Annotated in this window: 18 protein-coding genes; 9 read left to right on the plus strand and 9 right to left on the minus strand. The window is 71.1% G+C overall.

Annotated features, from left to right (window positions below):
• Positions 1-40 precede the first annotated feature (40 nt).
• The gene (locus ACIOEW_RS07315; protein ID WP_401962163.1) at positions 41-1528 is read left to right on the plus strand and encodes an AlkA N-terminal domain-containing protein; all 1488 of its coding nucleotides are present in this window, start codon (positions 41-43) and stop codon (positions 1526-1528) included.
• Between the two features lie 56 nt (positions 1529-1584).
• On the plus strand, positions 1585-2085 hold the full coding sequence (locus ACIOEW_RS07320; protein WP_401962965.1) for a methylated-DNA--[protein]-cysteine S-methyltransferase: 501 nt from the start codon (positions 1585-1587) through the stop codon (positions 2083-2085).
• Positions 2086-2175: 90 nt separating this feature from the next.
• Here ACIOEW_RS07320 and ACIOEW_RS07325 read toward each other — a convergent pair whose 3' ends face one another.
• Positions 2176-2760: a TMEM165/GDT1 family protein gene (locus ACIOEW_RS07325; protein ID WP_401962166.1), complete on the minus strand. Its 585-nt coding sequence runs from the start codon at positions 2758-2760 to the stop codon at positions 2176-2178.
• 260 nt (positions 2761-3020) lie between these two features.
• Positions 3021-3935: an alpha/beta fold hydrolase gene (locus ACIOEW_RS07330; protein WP_401962168.1), complete on the minus strand. Its 915-nt coding sequence runs from the start codon at positions 3933-3935 to the stop codon at positions 3021-3023.
• 86 nt (positions 3936-4021) lie between these two features.
• On the opposite strand from ACIOEW_RS07330, the gene ACIOEW_RS07335 reads away from it, so the two are divergent.
• Positions 4022-4615 carry an ABATE domain-containing protein gene (locus tag ACIOEW_RS07335; protein WP_401962170.1) on the plus strand — a complete coding sequence of 198 codons (594 nt, stop codon included), beginning with the start codon at positions 4022-4024 and terminating at the stop codon, positions 4613-4615.
• A 21-nt stretch (positions 4616-4636) separates the two neighbouring features.
• Here ACIOEW_RS07335 and ACIOEW_RS07340 read toward each other — a convergent pair whose 3' ends face one another.
• From ACIOEW_RS07340 to ACIOEW_RS07350, 3 genes are all read right to left on the minus strand, one after another.
• On the minus strand, positions 4637-5284 hold the full coding sequence (locus tag ACIOEW_RS07340) for a class I SAM-dependent DNA methyltransferase (protein ID WP_401962172.1): 648 nt from the start codon (positions 5282-5284) through the stop codon (positions 4637-4639).
• A 29-nt stretch (positions 5285-5313) separates the two neighbouring features.
• Positions 5314-6069 (minus strand): SIR2 family NAD-dependent protein deacylase, encoded by a 756-nt coding sequence (locus ACIOEW_RS07345; RefSeq protein WP_401962173.1) that lies wholly within the window; start codon positions 6067-6069, stop codon positions 5314-5316.
• Positions 6070-6196: 127 nt separating this feature from the next.
• Positions 6197-6688 (minus strand): NUDIX hydrolase, encoded by a 492-nt coding sequence (locus ACIOEW_RS07350; RefSeq protein WP_362555960.1) that lies wholly within the window; start codon positions 6686-6688, stop codon positions 6197-6199.
• 142 nt (positions 6689-6830) lie between these two features.
• Between ACIOEW_RS07350 and ACIOEW_RS07355 the strand changes: the two genes are divergently transcribed.
• On the plus strand, positions 6831-7946 hold the full coding sequence (locus tag ACIOEW_RS07355; RefSeq protein ID WP_401962967.1) for a glycerate kinase: 1116 nt from the start codon (positions 6831-6833) through the stop codon (positions 7944-7946).
• A gap of 108 nt (positions 7947-8054) precedes the next feature.
• Here ACIOEW_RS07355 and ACIOEW_RS07360 read toward each other — a convergent pair whose 3' ends face one another.
• Positions 8055-8795 carry a PucR family transcriptional regulator gene (locus ACIOEW_RS07360; RefSeq protein ID WP_401962176.1) on the minus strand — a complete coding sequence of 247 codons (741 nt, stop codon included), beginning with the start codon at positions 8793-8795 and terminating at the stop codon, positions 8055-8057.
• A gap of 340 nt (positions 8796-9135) precedes the next feature.
• On the opposite strand from ACIOEW_RS07360, the gene ACIOEW_RS07365 reads away from it, so the two are divergent.
• From ACIOEW_RS07365 to ACIOEW_RS07385, 5 genes are read left to right on the plus strand one after another with little or no spacing between them, the layout of a single operon-like run.
• A complete protein-coding gene (locus ACIOEW_RS07365; RefSeq protein WP_401962179.1) occupies positions 9136-9933 on the plus strand; it encodes an ABC transporter ATP-binding protein in 798 nt (265 codons plus the stop codon).
• Positions 9930-10733: an ABC transporter ATP-binding protein gene (locus ACIOEW_RS07370; RefSeq protein WP_401962181.1), complete on the plus strand. Its 804-nt coding sequence runs from the start codon at positions 9930-9932 to the stop codon at positions 10731-10733. The genes ACIOEW_RS07365 and ACIOEW_RS07370 overlap by 4 nt, the downstream gene beginning before the upstream one ends.
• Positions 10730-11620, plus strand: coding sequence for a branched-chain amino acid ABC transporter permease (locus tag ACIOEW_RS07375; protein WP_326739998.1), 891 nt, complete (start codon positions 10730-10732; stop codon positions 11618-11620). Before ACIOEW_RS07370 ends, ACIOEW_RS07375 begins: the two co-directional genes overlap by 4 nt.
• Positions 11613-12734 carry a branched-chain amino acid ABC transporter permease gene (locus ACIOEW_RS07380; RefSeq protein WP_401962184.1) on the plus strand — a complete coding sequence of 374 codons (1122 nt, stop codon included), beginning with the start codon at positions 11613-11615 and terminating at the stop codon, positions 12732-12734. Before ACIOEW_RS07375 ends, ACIOEW_RS07380 begins: the two co-directional genes overlap by 8 nt.
• Positions 12731-13981, plus strand: coding sequence for an ABC transporter substrate-binding protein (locus ACIOEW_RS07385; RefSeq protein ID WP_401962186.1), 1251 nt, complete (start codon positions 12731-12733; stop codon positions 13979-13981). The genes ACIOEW_RS07380 and ACIOEW_RS07385 overlap by 4 nt, the downstream gene beginning before the upstream one ends.
• 73 nt (positions 13982-14054) lie before the next feature.
• On the opposite strand, the gene ACIOEW_RS07390 is transcribed toward ACIOEW_RS07385, so the two are convergent.
• From ACIOEW_RS07390 to ACIOEW_RS07400, 3 genes are all read right to left on the minus strand, one after another.
• Complete coding sequence (locus tag ACIOEW_RS07390; protein WP_401962189.1) at positions 14055-16418, minus strand: discoidin domain-containing protein; 2364 nt, start codon at positions 16416-16418, stop codon at positions 14055-14057.
• Positions 16419-17846: 1428 nt separating this feature from the next.
• Positions 17847-18665 carry a CDP-diacylglycerol--serine O-phosphatidyltransferase gene (gene pssA, locus ACIOEW_RS07395; protein ID WP_328898482.1) on the minus strand — a complete coding sequence of 273 codons (819 nt, stop codon included), beginning with the start codon at positions 18663-18665 and terminating at the stop codon, positions 17847-17849.
• A gap of 22 nt (positions 18666-18687) precedes the next feature.
• Entirely contained in the window at positions 18688-19335 is a 648-nt protein-coding gene (locus ACIOEW_RS07400) for a phosphatidylserine decarboxylase (protein ID WP_326656564.1), read from the minus strand.
• Positions 19336-19351: the final 16 nt, after the last annotated feature.

Genomic DNA, 19351 nt, shown 5'->3' on the forward strand with positions numbered 1-19351 from the left:
CCGCCAGCTGCGGCCCCGGGCCGTGCCCCATGCTTGAACCATGCACACCGACACCGAGCGCTGCGTGCGGGCTGTTCAGTCCAAGGACTCCCGGTTCGACGGCTGGTTCTTCACGGCGGTCCTGACCACCCGGATCTACTGCCGTCCGAGCTGCCCCGTCGTGCCGCCCAAGGTCGAGAACATGACGTTCTACCCGAGCGCCGCCGCCTGCCAGCAGGCCGGGTTCCGGGCCTGCAAGCGGTGCCGGCCCGACACGAGCCCCGGATCGCCCGAGTGGAACGCGCGCGCCGACTCCGTGGCCCGCGCGATGCGCCTCATCCGGGACGGGGTCGTCGACCGGGAGGGCGTCCCGGGACTGGCCACCCGGCTCGGGTACTCGGCCCGGCAGATCGAACGGCAACTGCTCGCCGAGCTGGGCGCCGGACCGCTGGCGCTTGCCCGGGCGCAGCGGGCGCAGACCGCGCGGGTTCTCATCGAGACGACCGGGCTGCCCATGGCCGAGGTGGCCTTCGCGGCCGGGTTCGCCTCGATCCGCACCTTCAACGACACCGTTCGTGAGGTCTTCGCCCTGGCACCGGGGGAGCTGCGCAGCCGCGCGGCCCGGCCGGCGGGGCCGCCGGCCACGCCCGGGGTGATAGCGCTACGGCTTCCGTACCGTGCCCCGCTCAACCCCAGCAACCTCTTCGGGCACCTCGCCGCGACGGCCGTCCCTGGCGTCGAGGAGTGGCGCGACGGGGCCTATCGCCGCACGCTCGACCTGCCCCACGGGCACGGCATCGTCGCCCTCACTCCGCACCCCGACCACATCGCCTGCCGGCTCTCGCTCACCGACCCGCGCGACCTCACCCTGGCCATCAGCCGGTGCCGCTGGCTGCTGGACCTGGACGCCGACCCGGTGGCCGTCGACGAGCAGTTGCGCTCCGACCCGTTGCTGGCCCCGCTGGTGGACAAGGCGCCGGGCCGCCGGGTGCCGAGGACCGTCGACGGAGCGGAGTTCGCCGTCCGGGCGGTGCTCGGCCAGCAGGTGTCCACCGCCGCCGCCCGGACGCACGCGGCCCGGCTGGTCACCGCCCACGGCACACCCGTCGACGACTCCGAGGGCGGTCTCACCCATCTCTTCCCGGCGCCGGAGGCCCTGGCCGGACTCGACCCCGAGCAGCTCGCTCTGCCCCGCAGCCGCCGCCGCACGCTCACCACGCTCGTCGAGGCGCTGGCGGACGGCTCACTGCGGCTGGGCACCGACACCGACTGGGAGAAGGCGCGGGCCGAACTGGACGCGCTGCCCGGATTCGGCCCCTGGACCGTCGAGGTCATCGCCATGCGGGCGCTCGGAGACCCGGACGCGTTCCTGCCGACGGACCTCGGCATCCGGCGGGCCGCCCAGCAGCTCGGCCTGCCCTCGACACCGGCCGCGCTCACCGCGCGCGCGGCGGGCTGGCGGCCCTGGCGGGCCTACGCCGTGCAGTATCTGTGGACCGTCGACGACCACCCCATCAACCACCTTCCCGCACAAGGAAGTTCCTCGTGACCACGACAAGCGCCGCACCCACGGCCCGTACCGCCCCCACGGCCCGTACCTCCACCGTGACCCGGCAGCACACGGTGATCGACAGCCCCTACGGCCTGCTGACCCTCGTCGCCACCGACCGGGTCCTCGCCGGCCTCTATATGACCGGTCAGCGACACCGGCCGCCCGAGGAGACCTTCGGCGAGGCCGACCCCGGCCCCTTCGATGAGGTCGTCGAGCAACTGGACGCCTACTTCGCCGGTGAGCTGAGGGAGTTCGACCTCCCGCTGCACCTCGCCGGCACCCCGTTCCAGCGCTCCGTCTGGGCCGAGCTCCAGCGGATTCCGTACGGTGAGACCCGCTCGTACGGAGAACTGGCCGAGAACCTCGGCAAGCCCGGGGCCTCGCGTGCGGTGGGGCTGGCCAACGGCAAGAACCCGGTCGGCATCATCGTGCCGTGTCACCGAGTGATCGGGGCCTCGGGGAGCCTCACCGGCTACGGCGGCGGCCTCGACCGCAAGCAGCGTCTGCTGGCCTTCGAGAACGGAACGCAGGACAGCGCGCCGGCGCTCTTCTAGGGCGGTACGGCGAAGGGCTCCGCACGTGACGGTACGGCGAAGGGCTCCGCACATACGTGCGGAGCCCTTCGCCGTACCTGCCGTGGCCGGTCAGCCGGTGAAGATCTCGATGACCGTCCAGATCGCCAGCCCCAGCATGCACACGCCGCCGATGCGCTGCACGGTCTTGAGGGGTACGCGCTTGGCGATGAACCGTCCCGCGAGCAGCGCCAGCGCCGATACGGACATCAGGGCGGCGGCGGATCCGATCGCGGTGGACCAGGCGCCGTTGCTCGCGGCCAGGTTGGCCGTCGTGATCTGGGTGAGGTCGCCCCACTCGCTGATGAACACCGCCATGAAGGCGGTGGAGTACACCGGCCAGAAGCCGGTCACCGTCTTCGGGCCGCCCTCCTCGTCGTCGTCGCCCGCGTCGGCCCGGAGCAGCATGAAGGCGCCGAAGGCGAACAGGGAGGCGGAGACGAGCTTGACGATCCAGTCGGGCAGCAGGCCGAGCAGACCGCCCGCCCCGACCGCGATGGCGACATGGGCGATGAACGCGGACGACGTGCCGAACCAGACGTACAGCGGGCGCATGCGTGTGCCCATGGCCAGCGACGCGAACATCGTCTTGTCGGGGAGTTCCGCAAGGAAGATCAGCCCGAAAGCGGTGATGATCGCCAGGGGGTCGAGATGCATTCCGGGTGGCTTTCTGTTGGAGCCGGGCCCCGGATCTTCCGCGAAGCGCCGCTCGGGCTGTTTCGGAGGACCACTCGGCCCGGCACGACGGCACCGCCCACGGGGCGTGGGCGTGTCATACCTGACCGAAGGTCTCGCCCGCCCGCAATGATCCACGAGCCCGGCCACCGGGAACCCGGAGGTTCCAGTGTGTCGACGACCGGTTTGCAGGGCTACTCCCCTTCGCAGCCGTCAACGTTACCGCACGATGCCCGCCGCCGTTACGGCCGGACCGTCGCCGTCCAGGTGCGGTCCAGGAAGTCGGCGATCAGCGGCGCGATCTGCGGGAGGTGGTCCTCCAGGGCGAAGTGACCGGTGTCGAAGACGTGCAGTTCGGCGTCCGGGAGATCGCGCAGATAGGCGCGGGCGCCGGGCTCGGGGAAGAACATGTCTCCGCTTCCCCAGACGACGAGCGCCGGCGGGGTGTGCTTGCGCAGCCAGTCCTGCCACTGCGGGTAGAGCGCCACATTGGAGTGGTAGTCGAAGGCCAGGTCAAGCTGTGGCCGGGTGCGGCCCGGCAGGTCCAGGAAGTGCTGGTCCAGGGTCCAGCCGTCCGGCGCCACCAGCTCCGGGTCGGCGGTGCCGCCCTCGTACTGGCCACGGGTCGCGGGCAGGGTCAGCAGCGACCGCACGGTGTCGGCGGCGCCAGGCGTCTCCGGGCGAAGGGCGATGAAGTCGCGGGCCTGCTGCGACAGTCCCTCCTCGTACGCGTTGCCGTTCTGGACCACCAGACCGGCGATCCACTCCGGGTGGCGGGCGGCGAGGCGGAACCCGACGGGGGCGCCGAAGTCGAACACGTACATGACGAAGCGGGACAGCCCGAGCCGCTGCACGAAGCCCTCGGTGATGTCGGCGAGCCGGTCGAAGGTGTACGTGAACGGGCCACCGGTGGTGGCGGAGGCCGGGGCGTCGCTGTGGCCGAAGCCCGGGTAGTCCGGAGCGATGAGGCGGTAGTGGGCGCCGAGCACGTCCATCAGCCGGCGGAACTGGTGCGAGGCCGAGGGGAAGCCGTGCAGCAACAGCATGACCGGAGCGTCGTCCGCCGCGCCGACGGGGAGCGACTCGCGGTAGAAGACACGGACGCCGTCGACCTCGATGTGCCGGTGACGGATGTGCGGAACAGCTTGAATCGCCATGTTCACATGCCTCCTTGGTGGCCCGATGCATTAGTTCTACGCGAGTGAGCTCTAATGCGTCAAGGAGGTGAGTTAGCATTAGTCACATGAATGGTCTTGAGCCCCTGACCGGCGAGCTGCTCGCCCTGGACCTGCTCAACACGCTGCCGTACACGGCGCAGGGACCCCCGGCCGATCAGCTGGCCGACACGGCCGGTCTGCTGGCCTGGCTGGCTCTGGAGGGGGAGCGGCTGCCCGGAGCCCCAGGGGCACGGGAGGCGACCCCGGACGATCTGGCGGCGGTGCAAGCGATCCGGGCGCACGCGGCGCTCGCCGTCGCGGCGGCCCGCCGCGGTGAGCGCCCGCCGGAGTCCGCCCTGCGCGGGCTCAACGAGGCCCAGCTCGCCGCACCCGCTGTCCGGTACGCGGAGTGGAACGGCGACGCCGTCGTGGTGGCTGCCCGCCGCTCCGGCCCGCTCGGTGTGCGGGTGGCCGCGGCACTGGCCGAGGAGGTGGCCGAACTGCTGGCGGACCCGGCGCTCGCGAGGATCCGGGAGTGCGAGGCGGAGGACTGCACGATGCTGTTCGTACCCGCCCACCCGCGCCGCCGCTGGTGCTCGGCCGAGCGCTGCGGCAACCGTGCCCGGGTGGCCCGCTACTACCGGCGCCACAAGGGGGAGGGGCCGGACAGCCGACGGTAGAGCCTCCGGACCGGCGGACTCCTACGCGGGCTTCCGCACGAGCAGGAACGCCTGCGGGGTGGCCTCCCGCCGGTCCGCGGCCCGGACCAGCCTGGCCGTCACCTCGAAACCGGTGCGTACCAGCAGCCCGGCGACCCGCGCGGGGGAGAACCGGTACACGTCGAGGTCCACCGGATGCCCGTACGCGTGCTCCAGCCGGACCCGCTCGTCGCCCACCTTGAAGGCCAGCAGCAGATGGCCGCCCGGGGCCAGTACGCGGTGGAACTCCGTTACGTACGGCTCCAGTTCATCCGGCGGGGTGTGGACGAGCGAGTACCAGGCGAGAGCCCCGCGCAGCGAGCCGTCCGCCAGGTCCAGGGCGCTCATCGTCCCCACGTCGAACCGCAGGTCCGGGTGGCGACGGCGGGCCTCCGCCACCATGCCGGGCGACAGGTCGATGCCGAACGCCGACAGCCCGATGTCCCGCAGATACGCCGTCACTCGGCCCGGCCCGCAGCCGAGATCGGCGACCGGGCCGCCGCCGTCGGCCGTCACGTGCTCGGCGAAGGCACCGAGCATCGCGCGGTCCAGCGGCTTGGCCGCGAGCTCGTCGGCGAGCAGGGACGCGTAGTCGACGGCGACAGTGTCGTACGAGGCCCGTGTGGTGCCGAGGGAGGAAGCGGTGGTCATGCACCGGACCGTACCGGCGCCCACCGGCATCAGGTCCCGGCACCCGCTGCCGGAGCCGAACCCGACTCGTCCGTCAGCCGCTTGAGCAGGGCGGGCAGCGCCGTGCCGATCGGCTCCCGGATCGTCTCCTGCGCCAGCGCGTCGTACGGCGTCGGCTCCGCGTTCATCACGATCAGCCGCGCCCCGTGCTCCGCCGCGATCCCGGCCAGCGAGGCGGCGGGCTGCACCTGGAGGGTCGTACCGACCGCGATGAACACCTCGCAGCCCTTCGCGACCGCCATCGCGTCGCCCATCACCACCGGATCGAGCCGTTCACCGAACATGACCGTGGCCGCCTTGAGAATCCCGCCGCACGTGCCGCACGACGGATCCGGCTCCCCGGCCTCGACCCGGGCCAGGGCCTCGGCCATCGTCGAGCGTGCGTGACAGCGGGTGCACACCACCTGGCGTGCGGTGCCGTGCAGTTCGAGGACCTTGCGCGCGGAGAGACCGGCCGCCTGGTGCAGACCGTCGACGTTCTGCGTGATCACCCGTACGGCCACGCCCGACCGCTCCAGGTCGGCCACCGCCCGGTGGGCCGGGTTCGGCTCGGCGTTCCACGTCGCGCTGGTGCGTCGCATCTGCCAGGAGCGGCGGCGGATCTCCGGATCGGCCATGTACAGGTCGTACCGGACGAGCTTCTCGGCCTCCGGGTCCTTGCGCCAGAGGCCGTTCGGCCCGCGGTAGTCGGGGATGCCGGAGTCCGTGGAGATGCCGGCGCCGCTGAGGATCGCCACGAGTGTCATGCGGGGAGCGTACGCACCGCGCGCCGCACCTCGCGAGGAGATAACGGCTGCTGCCGGCGCCCCCGCCATGGCGAAGGCAACGGTCGGTCCGGATGCGGAACTCGTGGTCGAAGTGATGGCCGGCCTGTCAGCCGACGGGGCTGCCGTCCTCCAGTTCCACGGTGCCCGCGCCGGACTCCAACGCGTCCAGCGCCGCACGCACGCGCCCGCGGAGCGTCCCGAGCAGGTACCGGTCGATCTCCGCGGGCTCGACGAGCTTCCATGACAGAAGCTCCTCCTCCTGGAGCCGGACCGCCTTGAGCTGCTCCTCGTCCAGCACCCCGCCGTCGTACACATAGGCCACGATCGGCGGCCGCGTGGTGCCGCGCGCCCAGTCGACCGCGAGCAGCCGGCCCGGCTCCAGGTCGAGGCCGATCTCCTCGGCCGACTCGCGACGCGCCCCCTGGCGAGGGGTCTCCCCGTCCGCCGACTCGATCGTGCCGCCGGGCAGCGTCCATCCCTCGCGGTAGTTCGGTTCGACGAGCAGCACTCGTCCCTGGGAGTCGCGGAAGATGCAGGCCGCACCGGCCAGAACCTTCGGGAGACCGGCGATGTACACGGCGTAGTCATTGGTGGTCACGTCGGAAGCGTAGTGGTGGGACGCGATACCAGGTCCAGGGCCCGGACACCCATGGGCAGGGAGGGGGTGCTGCGGTTAGGGTCGGGTCGGCGCGACTGCCTGTTCGAAAGCAAAGGGAATCAAGGTGACGGACGGAGCAGTGATGGAGACCGCACGCGTGCTCGTCGCGGCGGACAAGTTCAAGGGCTCGCTCACGGCCGTGCAGGTCGCGGAGCGGGTGACGGCCGGGCTGCGGCGCGTCGCCCCCGAGGTACGGGTCGAGACCCTGCCCGTGGCGGACGGCGGCGACGGCACGGTGGCGGCCGCGGTGGCCGCCGGATTCGAGCGCCGCGAGGCGCGGGTGACCGGGCCGCTGGGCGACCCCGTGACCGCCGCGTACGCGGTGCGCGATACCACCGCGGTGGTCGAGATGGCCGAGGCCTCGGGCCTCCAGCATCTGCCCGCGGGCGTGTTCGCCCCGCTCACGGCCACCACGTACGGCTCCGGTGAGCTGCTGCTCGCCGCCCTCGAAGCGGGCGCGCGGACCATCGTGTTCGGCGTCGGCGGCAGCGCGACCACGGACGGCGGGGCGGGCATGCTGGCCGCGCTCGGCGCACGCTTCCTGGACGCGGACGGCAAGCCCGTCGGCCCCGGCGGCGGTGGACTCGGCGATCTCGCGACGGCCGACCTGTCCGGGCTCGACGCCCGGCTCGGCGCGGTCGACCTGATCCTCGCGAGCGACGTGGACAACCCGCTCACCGGGCCCAAGGGCGCGCCGGAGGTGTACGGCCGTCAGAAGGGCGCGACCGAGGAAGACATCGCGGTGCTCGACGCGGCGCTCGCCCACTACGCCTCCGTGCTGGGGCCGGACCACGCCCAGCTGCCCGGGGCCGGTGCGGCGGGCGGAATCGGGTACGGGGCGCTCGTCGCGCTCGGTGCGCGGTTCCGGCCCGGGATCGAGGTGATGCTCGACGTCCTCGGCTTCGCGCCGGCACTGGCCCGGGCGACGCTGGTCATCACCGGCGAGGGTTCACTCGACGAGCAGACCCTGCACGGAAAGGCCCCGGCCGGGGTCGCCGCAGCTGCCCGCGCGGCGGGCATCGAGGTCGTCGCGGTCTGCGGCCGCCTGGCACTGGCCCCGGAGGCGCTGGGGCGCGCGGGGATCCGCCGCGCGTACGCGCTCACGGAGCTGGAGCCGGACCCTGCGGTGTGCATGGCCGAGGCGGGGCCGCTGCTTGAGCGGGTGGCGGGGTCCATCGCACGGGACTTCCTGCGCTGAGGTGACGGGGCGCGGGCCCTCGGGGGCCGACGGGGGCGGGGCCCTTCGGGGCCGACGGGGGCGCGGGCCCTTCGGGGGCTCCCGCTCTCCGCTCCGGCCCTCCCCTCCTCAGTCGCCGGAGAGGCTTGAACTCGTCCCCGGCACCAGCCGCACCGCATCCAGCGCCAGCATCAGTTCCACCAGCTCGCGCGGCCGCGAGAGCGAGCGTGACGTCAGCTCCTCGAGCCGCCGCAACCGGTTCAGCACCGTGTTCCGGTGGCAGCACAGCCGTACCGCCGTCCGCCCCGCCGACCCCCCGCACTCGAGCCACGCGTCCAGCGTCGACACCAGCAGGGCCCGGTCGGCCGGGTCGCGGGCCAGGAGCGGGCCGAACACGTCCGTGGCCAGATAGGCCGCGAGGGCGGGCTGTCCCGCCACCAGGGCCGCGGGGACCCGGCCGTCCAGACAGACGACCGCCTCCCCGGCCGGGCCGCATGTCAGCAACGCCGCATCGGCCAGCCTGCGCGCCGTCCCCAGGGCGGACAGGCCGCCCACCACGGGGCTGACCCCTCCGGGTCCCGGCCCCCCGTCCGACAACAGTGCGGCGACGGCCGCCGGATCCGCATCGCCCAGCGCCACCACCGCGATCTCCCGGTCCGGCCGCGGCCGCCAGAGAATCCGCATCCCGTCCGCATGGCCGGGACGGTTCCCGGCGATACGCACGGGCGCCGGGATCACCGCCACCGCGTACCGGCCACGCTCCGGGAGCCCCAGCACCGCACCGGCGAGCTCCGCCAGCCCCGGCCCGGTCTCGTCCTCCAGCAGCGCGTCGAGCAGCGCCCACCCCCGCTCGTCCCCGCGCTGCCGCATGCCCGCTCCGTCCTCCGCACGCCCCCGGGGGCTGCTTCCACACCTCGGTCCTTCACCGGACCGCAGTCGTGAGGATGGCACCGGTCCGGGCCGGGGGCGACAGCGCACACCGCGCCTCTGTGCGTGTGCACAACCGGCGGTCTCCCGCACTGGTCACCCGCAGCGTTTCGGCCAGTGACCGTGGACGCGCGGCCCGCCCGCTGCTGGTCTGTGGCCCCACGGAGGCACAGGGCAGGCACAGGCAGGCACAGGCGGACACCGCCGGCCACGGCTCGGCCGGGGCCCTGCGCACCACGAATCGACGCGTCGATTCCAAGACAAGGCGGAAGGAGGAGGACGCATGGCAACGCTCGAGATCCGCGCACTGTCCGTGGGCTACGGCCCGGTACGGTCCCTGCGCGACGTCTCCCTCGATGTGCCGGCCGGCGCGATCACCGCCGTACTCGGCGGCAACGGGGCCGGGAAGACCACGCTGTTGCGGGCCATCTCGCGGACCCTCGGCTTCCACCGCGGGACGGGTACAGGCACCGTCCACTTCGACGGACGCCCCCTGGAGGGGCTGCGCCCCGCCCAGGTGGTGGCCGCCGGCGTGGTCCAGGTGCCCGAGGGACGACAGGTGTTCGCCCGGATGACGGTGGCCGACAATCTGCGGGCGGGCGCCCTCGGGGCCCGCGGCGGCCGCAAGGCGTCGGCGGGCGCGCTGAACCGCGTACACGAACTGTTCCCGGTTCTGGGCCGGCGTGCGCACCAGCGCGCCGGGCTGCTGTCGGGGGGCGAGCAGCAGATGCTGGCGATGGGCCGGGCGCTGATGGCCCGGCCCCGGCTGCTGCTGCTCGACGAACCCTCCCTCGGACTCGCCCCGTTGATGGCGCAGCGCATCGCCGAGACGGTGCAGGAGATCAACGCGTCGGGCACCTCCGTCCTGCTCGTCGAGCAGAACGCGGCGATCGCCCTGCGGCTCGCCTCCACGGCATACGTCCTGGAGGTCGGCGAGGTCACCCTTCAGGGGCCGGCCGGCGAACTCGCCGCCTCCGACGAGGTGCGCCGCCGCTACCTGGGCGTCGTCGACGAGACAGCCGCAGAGGACGCGGACCGGGCCTCCGGGGCCGTACGCACTCTGAGCAGGTGGTCCGCATGACCGCCGCCCAGGAGGCGACCCAGGTCGCCACCGCCCCGGCCGCACTCGCCGTCCGTGACGTCACCGTCCGCTTCGCCGGGCTCACCGCCCTGGACGGCATCTCCTTCACCGTGGAACCGGGCAGCGTGCACGCCGTCATCGGCCCCAACGGGGCAGGGAAGTCGACCTGCTTCAACGTCCTGTCCGGGGTGTACCGGGCCGCATCCGGCACCGTCCACCTCGGTACGACGGAACTCACCGGACTCGCCCCGCACAGGATCGCTCAACTCGGCGTCGCCCGTACCTTCCAGAATCTCGCGCTCCCGCCGCACGCCACCGTCGCCGACAGCCTCCTGCTCGGCCGGCACCGGCTCACCCGTGCCGGGTTCCTCGCCAGCGGACTGCGCCTGCCGTCCGCCGCCCGCGAGGCCCGCCGCCATCTGGACCGGGTCCGCGAGATCGCCGAATTCATCGGTCTGGACAAGGAGTTGGACCGGCCCGCCGGTGCGCTCCCGTACGGGCAGCAGAAGCTCGTCGAGCTCGGCCGCGCACTCTGCATGGAGCCGCAGGTCCTCCTCCTGGACGAACCCGTCGCCGGGATGACCGCCGACGAGCGGCGGCGTACCGCCGCGGTCGTGGCCGGGGTACGCGACAGCCTCGGCATCTCGATCGTGCTCGTCGAACACGACATGGGCGTGGTGATGCGGCTCGCGGACGCCGTGACCGTACTCGACTTCGGACGCAGGATCGCGGACGGCACCCCCGCCGAGGTCCAGAACGATCCGGCCGTCGTCCAGGCCTACTTGGGGGCACAGGAATGACCACCTTCATCGAACTGCTCCTCGGCGGCCTCTCCATCGGCTCGGTCTACGCACTGATCGCGCTCGGCTTCGTCGTCATCTTCAAGGCCACCGAGGTCGTCAACTTCGCCCACGCCTCCCTGCTTCTCGCGGGCGGCTACGTGACCGCCGTGCTCCACGACGACATCGGTTTCTGGCCCGCGCTCGCCGTCGGGATCGCGGGCGCGGCGGTGGTCGGCGCGGCCGTCGAGTTCCTGGTGATGCGCCGCTACCGGGGCAGCGACCACAGCGTCCTGGCGATCGTCACCATCGGCGTCGACATCCTCCTGACCACCGAACTCACCCGGCGCATGGGCACGGATGTGCTCGCCCTCGGCGACCCGTGGGGCGACGGCGTCGTCACCATCGGCGGCGTCACACTCGCCGAGACCCGGATTGCCGCGTTCCTCGCCGCCGGTCTGCTCATCACGGTGTTCCTGCTGGCCTTCCGTTTCACCTCCTGGGGGGTCTCGATGCGGGCGGCCGCCGAGAACCCGCAGACCGCGGCCCTGATGGGGATCAAGCTCGGCCGGGTCTCGCTCGCCGCCTGGGCGGTGGCCGGAGCGCTTGCCGCGGTGGCCGCGCTGTTCCTCACCGTCTTCCCCACACCCGGCCTCGAACGGGCCACTTCACTGGCCGCCCTCAAGGCCTTCCCCGCCGCCATCCTCGGCGGACTCGACTCGACGACCGGGGCCCTCGCCGGCGGACTGATCGTCGGCGTCACCGAATCGCTCGCCACCGGCTACCAGAGCGACCTCTCCTTCCTGGGCCGCGGCATCGGCGACCTCGCCCCCTATCTGGTGATGGTGCTCGTGCTGCTCCTGCGGCCCGCGGGACTCTTCGGTACGAAGGAGCTCGCCCGTGTCTGACACCACGACCACCGGGACCGCCACAGGTACCCGGCTCACCACCCCGGGTACCGCCCTCGCAGCCCGGCTGCGTCACCCGCGTACCTACCTCTGGGCGATCGGCTCGGTACTGCTGCTCGCGTTCCCGTTCTATCTGGACCGCTTCTGGCTGCAGGCCGGACTCTTCGCGATGGCGGCCGCCATCGGCGCCATCGGGCTCAACCTCCTCACCGGCGCCACCGGCCAGCTCTCCATGGGGCACGCCTTCTTCCTCGCGGTGGGCGCGTACGGCTACTGCGTGCTGGCGGGGGAGAGCAGTACGGAGAACGGGCACGAGCTCTCCGGACTCGGCCTGCCCAGCTGGCTCGCCGCCGTGCTCGCCGTGCTCCTCGCGGGAGCCGCCGGCGGACTGTTCAGCCCCATCGCGAGCCGGCTCCGCGGGGCCTACCTCGGCATCGCGACCCTGGCGCTGATCTTCATCGGCCAGCATGTGCTGTTCAACGCTGGCTCGCTCACCGGCGGCTTCAACGGCCGTTCCGTACCGCCCCTTTCGCTCTTCGGGTTCGACTTCGACGACACCGAGGTCATGGTGGCCGCGGTGCCGTTCCAGTCCTCCGAGAAGCTCTGGTACGCGGCGCTGCTCGCCCTGCTCCTCAGCGGGCTGTTCGCCCGGGGAGTGCTGCGCGGCCGGCCGGGCAGGGCGCTCAACGCCATCCGCGACCACCGCATCGCGGCAGGAGTGATGGGCGTGCCCGTCGCCCGCTACCGGGCGGGCGTCTTCGTCCTGTCGTCGATGTACGCCGGACTGGCGGGCGTCCTGCTCGCGCTGGTCTTCCAGCGGACCGTGCCCGAGTACTTCGGCATGGTCCTGTCCCTCGAATACCTCGCCATGATCGTCATCGGCGGGCTCGGCACCGTGGCGGGAGCGGTCGTCGGGGCCGCGTTCGTCTCGCTGCTGCCGCAGTTGCTCACCCACTACAGCGATTCCCTGCCCCTGGTCTCCGCCCCCGGTACGGGCGGCCTGGCTCCGGGCGAGGCGTCGCGCTACCTGTACGGCGCCGCGGTGGTCGCGGCTGTGCTGTTCCTGCCCGGCGGCCTGACACGTCTGATGAAGAACTCAGGAGAGAAGAAATGAAACTGCGTGTGCTCGGGGCCGTGTGCGCGGCCCTCACCCTCACCCTCGTCGGCTGCAGCGAGAAGGCCAAGTCCTCCGACGAGGGGGCCCAGGACAAGAGCGGTGTGAAGACCGGCGAGGGCGTCACGGACTCGACGATCTCACTGGGTGCGCTCACCGACATGACCGGGGTCTACGCCTCGCTCGGCAAGAGTGTCACCCAGGCCCAGCAGCTCTGGGTCAAGCAGACCAACGCCGCGGGCGGCATCTGCAAGCGCAAGGTCGAGCTGACCGTGCGCGACCACGGCTACGACCCGCAGAAGGCCATCGCCGGCTACACCGAGCTGGAGCCGAAGGTGCTGGGCTTCGTCCAGTTCATCGGTTCGCCGTTCGCGGCGGCGGTCAAGGATCGCATCGACGGCCAGGACAAGGGACTCGTCCTGCCGCAGGCCTGGTCGGCGAGTCTGCTCGGCAGCAAGTACGTCCGTGTCATCGGCGCCACGTACGACGTCGAGACGATCAACGCGATCGACTACCTGCTCGCCGAGAAGCGCATCGCCAAGGGCGACAAGATCGGTCATGTCTACTTCGAGGGCGACTACGGCGAGAACGCCCTGACCGGCTCGAAGTACGCGGCGAAGGAGGCGGGCCTGACCGTTGTCGAGCAGAAGATCAAGCCCACCGACAACGACATGACCGCCCAGGTCGCCGCGCTCAAGCAGGCCGGAGTCAAGGCCGTCGTGGTCAGCGCGGGCCCGCGTCAGGCGGCCTCGCTGGTGGGTGTCGCCGCCGCCACCGGCTTCAAGGTCCCGGTCGTCGGCAACAACTCGGCGTTCGCACCTCAGCTGCTGAAGACGCCGGCAGGCCCGGCCCTGGAAACCAACTACTTCGTCGCCGCGCCCACCCTGCCGATCGGCGACCCGGGCGCCGGCCCGGCGAAGCTCGCCAAGGAGTACGGCGCCGAGTACCCGAAGGACGGCCTCGACAACGGCGTCATCGCGGGATACAACGCGGCGCGGCTGTTCGGTGAGGTACTGGAGAAGGCCTGCGCCTCGAAGGACCTCACCCGTGAGGGCATCGACAAGGCCCTGCTGACCATCACGGACTTCGGCAGCGACTTCGGGATGGCCCACGACTTCTCCGACCCGACGGCGCCCTCCAGCCGGGAGAGCGTGATCATGAAGCCGGACGCCAAGACCCCCGGCGGTCTCAAGACCGTCAGGCCCGCGCAGGCGGCAGCGGCGGCGAAGTCCTACACGCTGAAGTAGTCCGGGTACCGCGACGACGGCCGCCGGACGGCACGCATCACGCGTGCCGTCCGGCGGTCTTTCGCGGGCCGGGTCAGCTGGTGTAGGCCTCCAGTTCGGAGAGCTGTGCGGCCGGCCATCCGGTGTTGGCGGTGAACGTCAGCCGCAGATAGCGGGACGGTGTGCCGGGCAGGGTGACGGTCGCCTGATTCCCGCTCGACGGATCGAAGGTGTAACCCGCCGAGTTCTTCAGCGAGTTGAACGTGCCGTTGTCGGTGCTGCCCGACACGCTCAGCGTCTGTGTGCGGGTGGACCAGGCGGCCGCCGGGGGCAGCTTGAGGACCAGCCGCTTGACCGCCTTCGCTGTACCCAGGTCCACGGTGATGGTCTGCGGGAAGGCGTGGTTGGTGCTTTCCCAGTAGCTGTTCGCGTCCCCGTCCACGGCCCTGGACGCGCTGTACACGTCCGCGTGGCCGGATTCGGTGACCGTACGGCCCCGGGCGAGGTTGCCCGTCTCGGCGGGCGGATCCGTGGGCGGGTCGGTCGGCGGGTCGGTGGGCGGATCCGTCGGGCCACTGCCGCCGCCCGGCACCCCGCCGTTGGTCCACACCGGGTCCGGCCAGTTGCCTGTGCAGGCCGGCGGATCGGCGTACCAGCCGGAGTTCCCACTGCCCCGCGTGATCTGGAACCCGCTGCCCACGCAGTTGTGGATCGGGTTGGACTGCGCGATGTGCGTGGCCACGACGTTGGTGAAGGTCGCGGTGCCCGGAGACTGGATCTGAAGGGCGTACGTGCCGGCGCCGTCGATCTTGATGTTGTCGAAGTGCAGCCCGTTCGTCGCACCCTCGATGAGGTGGATCGCGGCGTAGGAGCTGTCCAGGACCTCGGTGTCGGAGATGTTGACGGTGGCGTTGATCGGTTCGTTGAGCCCGCTGAACCAGATCGCGCCGACGCCGAAACGCCAGTTGTAGTCGTTGTTCCCGGTACGGATCAGAGTGTTGCGCGCTGCCGTGGTCGTACCCGAAACGGCGGTTCCCTGACCGGAGTTGACACCCGGATAGCGGTTGGCGATGTGCAGCCCGCCGCCGTTGGTGATGGTGTCCGACATGACGTTGTCGGAGATGGTGATGTCCTTGCCGCCGTACGTGACGATGTTGTTGGCCAGGATCGGCAGGATCACGGTGTTGAACGTGAACTTGTTCTTCACGTTCGGAACGTTCTCCGCCCACATCGCCAGGCCGTCGTCACCGGTGTTGCGGACGAAGGTGTTGGTGACCGTGGAGTTGGTGACGCCGTAGTGGAAGTTCACGCCGTCCGCGGTCTGGTCCAGGATGCGGCTGTTCTTGATGGTGAAGTTGTCCATCGGGCCGTCCATCCAGGCGCCGCACTTGGTGTGCTGCATCCAGACGTTGTCGACGGTCGAGTTCGACAGGGCGCCACCGATGGCGTTGACCTGGTCGTTGTCCTCCCGCTCCTGGATGTTGCCGATGATGGCGAAGTCCTTGAGGGTGACGTTGCTGCTGCCGCCGTCCCCCGCGTACTTGCCGTAGACGCCGACGGCCTTGCTGCGGTTCGAGGGATCGCGTCCGGTCAGGACGGAGTACCAGGGACCGGCCCCGCGCAGCGTCACCTTGTCCACGACGATGTGGTCGCGGACCTGGAAGGTGCCCTGCGGGATGTACACCTCCTTGCCCTGCGCCTTGCCCGCGTCCACGGCCGCCTGGATTCTGGCGGTCGAGTCGGCGGCCCCGGTCGGGTCGGCACCGAAGTCGGTGACGACGTCGAGGGCGCCCGAGGGCTTGGCGGTGGGCGCGGCCACCTGCTCGAAGTCCGCCAGGTCGATGGTGAACGACGGCGACGCGGCGGTGGAGGAGACCTGCAGCCGGACCTTCGTGCCGGCCGCGAGGGTGGTCCCGAACATGGTCCGGGCCTCGTCGTAGAAGTGGTGCGGGTTGGTGTCGCCCGGGTTGTTGTTGAACGGGTAGCCGCCGTAGTACCAGCCGTACTTCGAGGTGACCGGCACCGCCTTGGGTGAGGCGCCGTTCACCGTCACGTCGATCGAGGCGTCCCGGCCCGATCCCGCGGCGTTGTCCGGCAGCGAGTAGCGGAAGGACATGGCGTTGGCCGGGGTGGTGAGGGTGAACTCGACGTACTCACCGACCGCGTCCAGCGTCACGGCCTGCCGGCCCGAGGCCTCGGAGGGCAGCGTGCCGTAGAGGCGGTTCGGGCCGATCAGCGTGCCGTTGGTGGCGGCGTACTCGGCTTCCTGTTCCTTGAACGGAATGGTCGCGCCGCGACCGGGGACCGCCACCGGGGAGGGGGCGGGGACCCCCGCGGCCTGGGCGGGCGGGGCGCCGGACAGGACCACGGCGGCGGCGGTGCCGAACGCGGCGAGTGCCAGCGAGAGAGAGGCGGATATGGATCGTCTGAGCAACAGGCGTCGCGGTGGTGGGGTCACGTAACAGTCGTCCTTGCGGCTCGTGGGGGCTCTTCGGACGCCCACAGGCTAGGAGCAGCAACGCAAAGAAGTCCACGGTTGTGCGCAAGATTCCGCTTCTACTACTCAAATTTGCGACGGATCATCGAGAGAATTGGGCGTTCTGGGCGGGTTGGTCGGCTCGGCGAGGTGGTGGCTCCGCGGTCCGGGCGCGTGCCCGAAGGTGTCAGGGATGGAGAAGGCGCGCCCTGGGGCGAAAAGCCGGGATGTCGCCCTGTGGGGAGCCGCGGACGTCGACGCGACCTGTTGAGGGCGCGCCGGCGCGTTGGCTCCACGCTGTGGGAGCGCTCCTGCGCTTCCTTGTGCTTCATCCGAAAGGCGAAAGAGAATGAGGCCCCTCAGCCGTGGCGGGACTCGAAGCGGAATCGCAAGCGGAATCCCGTACCGAAGCCGCGACCGGTGCGGAGCGGCCGCATGCCAGGGCAATCGGATGGCGGACGAGAACGCGGTCACGAGGTCTGGACGACCGGCGTCAACCGGCTCGTTTGCAATGCCGCCGGGCGGGTCTTTCGCGGCCTCCGGTAGGCCAATCCGGACACCCCCACCTGGCAGATGGCACCTGGCGGATATGGCGGATGGGGGATGGCGGAACAGTGCATCAATATCGTCAGGGCGCCGATCCCCACCCAGCTTCTCCTGAAATGGAGGAACGGACAGGCGGCCTTCCCCGCCGCAGTCAATTCCTGAGCGAATCCGGAACTGAAGGACAGGAAGAGCCTTCAGGTATTCGATGCCTTTATCGATAGGGCGGAGAAATGCGGCATCAAGATCATGCTCGGAGGTCATGCCCGACATGCACAGCGCCGAGGCGGACAGCGCCGGGCACATCGACCCCGTCTGGTGGAAGGGGCCGATCACCCCGCAATTTCGAGTACGCCTGCGAAACGGAACGCCTGTGAAACGCGGGCAAGCGCATTCACGTCGTCAGCCCGCACGTACTGATCCTTTGCGAGCTGCCGAGCTGATCCTTCGCGAGGAGGGCGGAGAGCGGTTCGCCTACTTGCCGCACGCATACGGACCGCTTGTCCTCGCCCACGGGACAGCCCTCAGCCCCGGTTTCAGGGCGAGTGGAGCCGTACGGCGCCGGAGCGGGACCGTGTGGGACCTGTAACCGGCTCCACCTCCACAAGGACGGCAGGGCCCCCTGCTGACCGGCGAGTGGCGGCCGGCTGGACAACGGGCCCGACCGGAGGTGGATGACCGCCCGTGGCGTCATGCCGAGAACCGGATCAGCGGGTCCTTCTGCTGCCCCACCCGGCTGCACCGCGAATCCGTACGGCCCGCGCCGCCGCTCCGAGCCAGGCCCGCCCCGGAGCGCCGGGGCCGGCCGTGCACGCACGAGGGCCCGGATGCTGGGGAGCATCCGGGCCCTCGTGCATGATGTGCGGACTACGGCAGCTGAGCCGCTCGTGCCTCGCGCCGGTTGTCACGGAAGGTGTTCACCCGGCGGGCGGTCGCGAAGAGCGGGATGACCGCACCCAGGACCACCTGGAGCGCACAGCCGGTCTGCAGCAGCAGCTGACCACCGGGCGCGTCGAACGCCCAGGCGGCCAGAAGCCCCATGGCGGCCACGATCCAGCCGAGCATCGCCACCGCGAGGACGCCCCGCGGCTTGGGGTACTCGACCCGGCTCACCATCAGCCATGCCACGCCGACGATCGCGAGCAGCGTCGGCACGAAGGGCAGCTCCAGGAGCACGATCGAAATGACCGTGAGCGCTCCGAAGGGGCTCGGCATGCCCTGGAACATGCCGTCCTTCAGGGTCACACAGGAGAATCTCGCAAGCCTGAGCACCACCGCCAGCAGCACCACGATCGCCGCGAGCGCCGAGACCCGCTGGTGTGCGTCGTCCGCGACCATGCCGTAGACGAGGACGAAGTACGCCGGGGCGAGCCCGAAGCTGACCAGGTCCGAGAGGTTGTCCAGCTCGGCACCCATCGGCGAGGAACGCAGCTTGCGGGCCACGAGGCCGTCGAAGAGGTCGAAGATGGCGGCCATGAGCATGAGGATCACGGCGGTGGCCGCGGAGTGCCGCGCCATGCCGCTTTCGTCGCTGCCCGTGAGGTGCGGGATGAGGATCCCCGTGGTGGTGAAGTACACCGCCATGAATCCGCACGTGGCGTTACCGAGGGTGAGGGTGTCCGCTATCGACAGCCGCATAGAGAGCGGCATGTCCTCGGCGTCGTCCTCGGCCTCGGCCTCCGGCACCCAGCCGGCCTGTGTATCAGGATCAATCACGGTCAATTCGAGTCACCCCCGCGGTGGTGGCCTGGCCGACCTCGACCGCGACATCGATACCTTCCGGAAGGTAGATGTCGACCCGGGAGCCGAACCGGATCAGGCCGATGCGCTCGCCCTGCTCCACCTTCGTGCCCTGCGGGATGTAAGGGACGATGCGGCGGGCCACCGCGCCCGCGATCTGCACCATCTCGATGTCGCCGAGCTCGGTGTCGAAGTGCCAGACAACGCGCTCGTTGTTCTCGCTCTCCTTGTTGAACGCGGGGACGAACCCACCGGGGATGTGCTCGACCGACGTCACCGTGCCCGCCAGGGGCGCGCGGTTGACGTGGACGTTCAGCGGGCTCATGAAGATCGCGACGCGGGTACGCCCGTCCTTCCACGGCATGATGCTCTGCACCACGCCGTCGGCCGGTGAGATGACGCGACCCTGGGTGATCTCGCGCTCGGGGTCGCGGAAGAACCACAGCATGCCCGCCGCGAGCGCGGTGGTGGGCACGGCCACGGCCGCCCAGCGCCCGGACCTGCGGGCCCGGGTCAGGCTGAGTGCGGCGGTGGCGACGGTCGGCAGGAGCCACGGCGAAGCTCCGCGTGCAAGGCGGACCCCGCCGCGTGGTGCAGAGGTATGGCTGTCGGGCATGGATGACCTTCGTAGC

Origin of the sequence: Streptomyces sp. NPDC087901, assembly GCF_044742205.1 — a bacterium.
In the GTDB taxonomy this organism is placed as follows: Bacteria; Actinomycetota; Actinomycetes; order Streptomycetales; family Streptomycetaceae; genus Streptomyces.